The organism is Actinokineospora auranticolor (genome assembly GCF_002934265.1).
GTDB classification, from domain to species: Bacteria; Actinomycetota; Actinomycetes; order Mycobacteriales; family Pseudonocardiaceae; genus Actinokineospora; species Actinokineospora auranticolor.
In genome coordinates, this window is sequence record NZ_PTIX01000060.1 from 1 (window position 1) to 1122 (window position 1122).

Consider the following 1122-nt stretch of genomic DNA (forward strand, 5'->3'; position numbering starts at 1 on the left):
CGCGGCTAGGTGTACTGACCCGAGACGTTGCGAACGGTCCGACACGTGATCGGATGATCTTGAAATGAGGGAGGGCCTCCGGGTTCGGTGTGGATTGCGACATCTGCACCGGCTACCCAGGAGGCCCTCCATTCCTCACGCTAACGCACCACTGACCGAGCTGGGCAGGCTGCGTCTGGCCCGGTGTGTCGTGGACGACGGGTGGCCGCTGCGGCGGGCCGCGGAGCGGTTCCAGGTCTCGGTGAGCACCGCGAAACGCTGGGCCGGGCGCTACCGCGCCGAAGGTGCCGCGGGCATGGCCGACCGCTCGTCACGCCCGCACACCAGCCCTGCTCGCACCTGCGCCCGCCAGGAACGCCGGATCATCAAGGTTCGGCTGGATCGGCGGTGGGGACCCGCCCGGATCGCGTTCCTGCTGGAGCTGAACCCCTCAACCGTGCACCGGGTCCTGCGCCGCTACAACCTGGCCCGGCTGCGGCACCTGGACCGGGCCACCGGAGCACCGATCCGCCGCTACGAGCACGCCGCCCCCGGCGACCTCGTACACGTCGACATCAAGAAGCTGGGCAACATCCCCGACGGCGGCGGCCACAAAATCCACGGACGGACAATCGGCACGCGCAACAGCTCCGCCCACCGCGACACCACCCGCCCCCGCACCACCCACGGCCGCCCGAATCTGGGCTACAGCTTCCTGCACAACGCCGTCGACGACCACAGCCGACTTGCCTACACCGAGATCCTCGCCGACGAGACCAAGGAGACCGCGGCCGCGTTCTGGTCACGGGCCCAGACCTTCTTCAACACCAACGGGATCACTGTCACGCGAGTGCTCACCGACAACGGATCCTGCTACCGATCCCGGCTTTGGCGCGACACCCTCACCGCAGCCGGAATCACCCACAAACGCACACGCCCACGCCGACCCCAGACCAACGGAAAAGTAGAGCGGTTCAATCGCACCCTGCTCGACGAATGGGCCTACGCCCGCCCCTATCTCAGCGAAACCGAACGCCGTGAGGCGTTGCCGCGCTGGCTGCATCTCTACAATCACCACCGCGGACACACCGCACTCGCAGGCCAGCCACCCGCCACCCGCGTTCCTAACCTCTCAGGGCACTA

The 1122-nt window shown here is 67.7% G+C and carries 1 protein-coding gene; it reads left to right on the forward strand.

All coding sequences use genetic code 11. From position 1 onward, the window contains the following. Nucleotides 1-130: 130 nt before the first annotated feature. Nucleotides 131-1122, forward strand: a 992-nt coding sequence (locus CLV40_RS36945; protein WP_104483687.1) for an IS481 family transposase, incomplete at its 3' end; no start/stop codon positions are given.